A 6,325-nucleotide genomic window follows, 5' to 3' on the forward strand; every position below is an offset into this window, starting at 1 on the left:
ACAATTACAACAAAAATGCTTTTTGGCATTCATATTGACTTAGATCAATAGGCTTTATAATCTATGACTATTTCTGATAGTCTTAGGTGGATGTAGACTTAAACAATATACCAGGGCTGAATTTCTATTCCGGCCCTTTCTTTTTTTAATTGGAATGCTTAATTAATGCTTATGGATGGGGTAACTGGTCTATCTTTCAACAGCACTATCCTTACGATCATCCTCTCTGTCATCATTTTCTCTTAAAGATGGTTCAAACCTGATGGTGCAGTGTTCACGATCACTGTTAAGCGTACAATCATATTCACCTTCTTTTACGACTGTTTTATTAAGTAATATCTGCAATAATTCGTCTGCAGTTCTTTTATATGGGGAATTATCAGCCATTATTCTTCATTATGAACTCTTTAGCCCAATCTTCGTGCCCTCTTGTTATTTCATGGACTATACTTGATTTTAAAAGGATTTATAAAAATGATAGGAAGATTTTACCCGGCTCATCCGTTCATTTAAGGATAAACCCAATGATTAGTTCTTAAATACTATTTTGCGGTAAAGCAATAAGATCTTCCGTATATATCCCATGATGAGGAAATCTATTGCCAAAATGGTATTTTCTTCAACACTTCATACAAATAATCTTTTTAATAGTTGAAAGATTAAACTTTATGCTTGACGCCAAGTCACTACTATCCGGCCAGCAGCATAGGCAAATTATTCTGCCAGGGCTCGCTGGCAGATACAAAATGTAAATAATGAACTATATCACTATAGCCTTTGCATCAATGGAACAGCTTTGGGAATTTAAGCAACTCACCAATACCCTGAATTGCAGGATCCATTCCCTTGAATGTACAATTACTGCAGAATTCAACGAATCACAGGTTAAATTATCAGAGTCTATGTTCAAAGCCAGGGCTTTAGAAAATGACAGACTTGCAAGCAGGGCTGCAGCCTATGCATCCTGATCAGTATACTGACAGCTATTTTTCCAATCCTTCAGTTTACAGCTTTTCTTCAAAAAAATAATAATAGGCTTCATACAGCCTATTCCTATTAAAAAGCCAGGGCAATTTGCAGTGATGGGAATTCCCCATGTTCATACTATTTTCGCGCACTTACCAATGAACGTTCAATGAATAACTCCCTTGACCAGGTCAATGAAGCAAAACTGGCAAAGCTGAATGGGCTGACAAAAGGAAAATACAAAGCCTTTTTATACGACTGTGATGGCACCCTGGCGGACAACATGGGGGCGCATAAAGCTGCATTTGTAAAGGTAGCAGCCAGCCATAATATTGATCTTGATGATTCCATTATAGATGAACTGGCCGGATGGCCTACGGTGCTGGTAGTAGAAGAGATCTGCAAAAGATATGCTGTAACACTGGATATCACCGATTTCGCGCAATCCAAATCCAAACTCTTTGTAGAAGAATTTATTGCGAAAACGCTCCCTATCCCATTTGTAGTAGAGCACCTGCGGCAACACGCCGGTGAAGTAAAAATTGGTGTTGTAACTGGCGGAAGCCGTTCTACTGTTACTAAAACACTGTCCATAATTGGCATCGATCATTTGATAGAAGTGCTGGTATGTGCAGGAGAAACGCCCAATGGCAAACCCTTTCCGGATCCATTTTTATTTGCCGCCCGGCAATTAGGTGTTGAACCTAAAGATTGTATGGTGTTTGAAGATGGGGATCCAGGTGTGCAGGCTGCCATCAGCGCCGGTATGGATTGGATCAGGGTTGATCAATTATAAAATATTCCTTTAATAACCTGGCAGCAATTAATTTATCCCTGTTAAGGCTCTCGAATAGCGTGTCCGTTTGTAGTCAAACCCTATGGTAGAATCTTTGGAGTTTCCAATGGGTTTATCAAATCTGAAGTAAATGGTGTAGCCATGGTCATGCCTCCGGTAATATAAATTTCTATCTGCAAGGGTGACCTGGGAGCCATCAGGGGACTGGTTACCTCCGGGCCTGTAAAAAATAAATTGGAAACCGGTTTGTCTTTCAAAATAAACAGGTGCTCCGAGTGCTTTGGCCACCAGGATGATGTCTTCCATTTCATGGTTGCGCTGTACAGCTATTTCCCTGATATAAATTTTGGATGGATAGTTACTATTTACAAAAGGCCGCAGGTCCCAGGTCATGATCTTTTTACTGTCAATGGTTTCAAATGAAATGCTTTCCCCGTTTTCATCTACGGTACCGAAATAAAATGTACTGAGATCATACGTATTGATCACCGTGTCTGCAAACTGGTATTTGGAATAATACTGTTGGTATTTATCCGGAATAGTTGAAAAATACATAGCCATCCTGCGCTTCAATGACAACAACAGGTATTCTACCTCTACCCTTTTTACACATACCGTTTCCTGGCCCAGGGAACCTGTTTTTTCCTGCAAGCCATTGGCAGCTTCATCATCCCTGTTCACTTGCCTTACATACAATACAAAGCTGGTATCCAGCGCTAAGCTCCTAATGCCTGGCAGGTGGCCATCCCTGAAGCTGGGCGAAACAAAATATTCTCCCCTGCTACAGGCACAAAGGCAAAAAGCTAAAAGGAAAATTGTAATGATTTTCATCTTAGTCCAATATTATTGTAGTTATGCAGGTAGGAACCACCTGCAGAAAAATAATCTTTATAGGGAACAAGATGATAGGAATTGTAGATCGAAAAATGAATCAGGTGCTGCATATCCCAGGGCGTATAATTGTAACGGTTGAAATAGATGCCAAAACCTTTCTCAGGGTTAGAAATATTTAATGACCAAAGGCTTTTGTTGTAATAATTCTGTTCTTTGTTATTATAATTGACAAAGGCAAGGTCCAGCTTATTGGATACTTCGAAAGCATCCTTTGTATAGCCGGTGAACTTACTGAAGCTTAGTTCCACCAGGTTCAGGAAACCACTGTTCTTGCCATGAAAGCTTACCAACGCACCGCCACTATAGTACCTGTCCTTACCATCACCAAGGTAACTCCAGTCGAATGGTGCGCCTCCGTCATTATAATAGGAAAGCTGCAACCTGTTTAAATGGATATTCAGGAAGCCTACACGTTGACTGGTCTTTTGTTTGTCCAATGTAAAAATAAAATTGGTGCCAGCTGTTAGGGAATAATTATAAGGATTTTGAAGCGCGGGGTAAGTAAAATTGGAAAAATAATACAGGGGAATGTTTCTTCCATTGATGGCTGGCAAACTATCCTTATTTAAATAATTATTAAAACCCGTGGTCACTGAAAATGCACTGATAATATCAAAACTGTATTGGGGCTCGCGGTGATCCTTACGCCCATTGTTTCCGAGTCCTCCGTTATACAACTGGACTTCGGTATTAATGGAAAAATAAAGTCCACGGGCAAAAACATTAGACCCCAATCCCAGGTCAGAACACAATCGAAAAAATGGTGACTGGCCCCTTGAAAATGGAAATTCTACAATGCCTTTTAATGAAAATCCATACTGAAATCCCAACTCATTGGCTGAATAGATCCTTTTGGTCTGTGCAAAAATATTGAAACCGGGTAATAGGGTTAAGATGATCAATAATAAAAAGGAATACACCTTCATCGGGAAGCAGTTATTGGTACCTATAAGTTAGGAAAAATTCTGTATAGTTTAACCCTGCCAGTGGTGTTGTTTAATGGCGAATGGCCTTTATCACTTCCTTCAGCATTTGGTTTTCATCTATAGTGTGCAATCCCAACCTGACCACAACCATTTTTTCAGAGGGTATGATATAAATATCCTGGCCTCCATAGCCATCAGCAAAGTACATATCCGCAGGAACATCGGGATACATGCGTTTGGATGGATCCTTTTTATCATATCCATTCAACCAGAACTGGTAACCATAATGTTGCAGTTTGTCAGCGGCAGATGGTTGAACACTTTGACTTACCCAATCTTTGGGCAGGATCTGCTCACCATTCCAAACTCCATTGTTATAATATAACAAACCAAACCTTGCAAAGTCCCTTGCTGTGGCATAGCTGTAGGAAGAACCGATAAATGTGCCAGAGGCATCAGGTTCCAACAATAGGGAATACATATGGATCTTATGGAACAAAGAATCGTAGGGAAAGGCTACATAGTTTTTTTCGCCCACTGTGTGCCTGATAATGCGACTTAATATATTGCTGTTGCCACTGGAATAATTAAACACGGTTCCCGGTTCATACTTCAAGGGAAGTCGCGCTGTAAAGCCTGCCATGTCTCCATGTTTGAATAACATATTGGTCACTTCGGAAGGCTTTGTATAGTTCTCTTCGAAATCCAGTCCACTTGTTTGTTGCAGCAAGTCTTTTAACCTGATTCTTTGCTTCCGGGTATGTTGCCATTCGGGCACCGGGGCCGGGGCATTCACATCCAGCTTTCCCTCTTGTACCAAAACACCTGTTAATGCGCCCATCAGGCTCTTGGAAATGGACCAGCCCAACATCACTGTATGCTGGTCAAATCCTTTGGCGTACTGCTCCGCTATTAGCTTCCCATCATATACTACTAGAAAGGCCCTTGTATATGCAGGCTTCCCATCCTTTTGGGCATGTATGGCATGATCCATTGCTTCATTCAATAGTTCTTTATTTATCCCTGGTGGTATGGAATCATTGGCTCCATCTCCATACGGCCAGGGAAGGCTGTCTGTTTGTTCTGGAGTTGATGCCGCCAGTTGATAAACCTGTCTTCTCAGTTCTTCTTCTGTGATGTCATTGACCAGGGTACAGCCCAACCCGGGGCGGTAAATGGCTTTGCGTTTTGCCAGTCCCCATATCGAACCGGTAACAGAAGAATCCTTTCTATCCACACTGTACCTGCCAATAGTAAATGGAAATTCACCCAGGTCTTCTTTTAATATGGTTGCAGGGTCACGGTGTTGTACATACACTGCCGAAGCCATGTTCTTGGCACCATACCCGCTGATAATAGGGAATGCCTGCCAGGCATACATAACACCTGCAATCAATATTATTAAAAACAGTAAAGCAATGATCCGTGCAATGAACTTACGTGCAGGCATGTGAAAGATTGTGGTTACAACTGCAAAATACAATAACTGGTCTTGCTTCACATTTATGGGTATAAACAATTGATAACAAGGTAACATAAGATGATACACCTGAACACGGGAGTAGAAATACGCGACATACTCAGGTAATCATTCATACAATATTGAGTTGTTTACCTCTTGTGCAGCAACAGGCCATCGCTTAGTTTTGTATCAGAAGTTGATTGGTAGTTAAGTATTATCAATCATATCCAATTCCTGAAGAAAAACCAGAATCCAAACAATCCAACAGGAAAACCAAAAACCAAATCCAATATCAGTCAACTTCTTTTTTTTATCCTTTGAAAACCAAAAGAATCCATTAGTCCAGGTTAAACCAATTCAATCCTATCCAAAACCAACGGCATCCAATGATCCTTAACCATAGGAATCTGCCAAATTCGACTTTGATTATATTGATGCCCCTTTTTGAAGGGGCATCTTTTATTATTTTTATTAAAGCCGGTATGCCTTCGTTGGCTCTCGCCAACTTGATAGATAAGGGAAACAGGTACCATTTCATCATTCGACACCCTTTGTTCTATCGACCGACATTCCTTTTATAATCTTCTTACCTATCTTCTTCCTACCAACCCCCTAACTGGAGTATAGCTGCCCCCTTTCTACTCCCTACCTGCGGTATAGATACTGCGTGGTGATCACGCAGTATCTATACCGTAGCTATACTGCAGGTGGGGCGCTGGTATACTGTAGATAGGGAGAAGGAGGGGAATATAGAACAGATGAACAAGGAATGTTGAATGATGAAGTGGGGTTAGGGCGGAGAGGCATTGGTTGATGCGGTCCTGGCTTGGGTTGAAGGAGGAAGAATGCTCAATGAGCAATGCTCAATTTTCAATGTTCAATGAGGGAAAAAGAAGTAAGGATCAATGGGTTAGAGAGGAAAACGGTCAAAAGCTGCCAATACGGCCAAAAGCGGTCATTACCGGTCAAATCGGTCAAAAACGGCCAAAACGGACATAGGGGTTTTGAACTGAGAGGGATTTTCAAAAACTTGCAGCTATTAAAATCTAATACCAGTTATGGCCAGGCAAGTAGGATACATTACAGCAACAGGCACCGTGGATGGTGACACCAACTTTTATAAGGATGTGGAATGGGGATTTTTGGTAAGAATGCTTCCGGGCGTAAGCAGTAAGCGCTTCTGGAGTGATCCTGCCTTTGAAGGAAGTAGGAGAAGCGCAGAGAGGTTTGGTACAGGCAACATTATCTCTTCGATCATCTACCGCTTTGTACCGGTTAAAA

7 protein-coding genes are annotated in these 6,325 nt (G+C 41.2%); 3 read left to right on the forward strand and 4 right to left on the reverse strand.

What is annotated here, in order from left to right:
• Nucleotides 1-189: 189 nt before the first annotated feature.
• Nucleotides 190-387 (reverse strand): hypothetical protein, encoded by a 198-nt coding sequence (locus tag BP74_RS16010; protein WP_496375472.1) that lies wholly within the window; start codon nt 385-387, stop codon nt 190-192.
• 368 nt (nt 388-755) lie between these two features.
• Between BP74_RS16010 and BP74_RS16015 the strand changes: the two genes are divergently transcribed.
• Both BP74_RS16015 and BP74_RS16020 read left to right on the forward strand, forming a co-directional pair.
• Entirely contained in the window at nt 756-968 is a 213-nt protein-coding gene (locus tag BP74_RS16015; RefSeq protein ID WP_496375474.1) for a hypothetical protein, read from the forward strand.
• Nucleotides 969-1,135: 167 nt separating this feature from the next.
• Nucleotides 1,136-1,762, forward strand: a complete 627-nt coding sequence (locus BP74_RS16020; RefSeq protein ID WP_496375476.1) for an HAD family hydrolase — start codon at nt 1,136-1,138, stop codon at nt 1,760-1,762.
• Between the two features lie 27 nt (nt 1,763-1,789).
• Here BP74_RS16020 and BP74_RS16025 read toward each other — a convergent pair whose 3' ends face one another.
• The 3 genes from BP74_RS16025 to BP74_RS16035 form a co-directional block, all read right to left on the reverse strand.
• Nucleotides 1,790-2,593 carry a hypothetical protein gene (locus BP74_RS16025; RefSeq protein ID WP_496375478.1) on the reverse strand — a complete coding sequence of 268 codons (804 nt, stop codon included), beginning with the start codon at nt 2,591-2,593 and terminating at the stop codon, nt 1,790-1,792.
• Nucleotides 2,590-3,582, reverse strand: a complete 993-nt coding sequence (locus BP74_RS16030; RefSeq protein WP_496375480.1) for a polymorphic toxin type 23 domain-containing protein — start codon at nt 3,580-3,582, stop codon at nt 2,590-2,592. The genes BP74_RS16025 and BP74_RS16030 overlap by 4 nt, the downstream gene beginning before the upstream one ends.
• A 70-nt stretch (nt 3,583-3,652) precedes the next feature.
• On the reverse strand, nt 3,653-5,083 hold the full coding sequence (locus BP74_RS16035; protein ID WP_496375482.1) for a serine hydrolase domain-containing protein: 1,431 nt from the start codon (nt 5,081-5,083) through the stop codon (nt 3,653-3,655).
• Nucleotides 5,084-6,102: 1,019 nt separating this feature from the next.
• Here BP74_RS16035 and BP74_RS16040 point away from each other — a divergent pair.
• Nucleotides 6,103-6,325 (forward strand): hypothetical protein (locus tag BP74_RS16040; protein WP_496375484.1); only part of this gene is annotated, 223 nt, incomplete at its 3' end.

The sequence above is a fragment of the Flavisolibacter ginsengiterrae DSM 18136 genome (assembly GCF_059568575.1).

What these genes read in the sequence shown, in the direction of transcription:
- BP74_RS16010 (WP_496375472.1), bottom strand. Translation starts at nt 387, where the DNA reads ATGGCTGATAATTCCCCATATAAAAGAACTGCAGACGAATTATTGCAG.
- BP74_RS16015 (WP_496375474.1), top strand. Translation starts at nt 756, where the DNA reads ATGAACTATATCACTATAGCCTTTGCATCAATGGAACAGCTTTGGGAA.
- BP74_RS16020 (WP_496375476.1), top strand. Translation starts at nt 1,136, where the DNA reads ATGAATAACTCCCTTGACCAGGTCAATGAAGCAAAACTGGCAAAGCTG.
- BP74_RS16025 (WP_496375478.1), bottom strand. Translation starts at nt 2,593, where the DNA reads ATGAAAATCATTACAATTTTCCTTTTAGCTTTTTGCCTTTGTGCCTGT.
- BP74_RS16030 (WP_496375480.1), bottom strand. Translation starts at nt 3,582, where the DNA reads ATGAAGGTGTATTCCTTTTTATTATTGATCATCTTAACCCTATTACCC.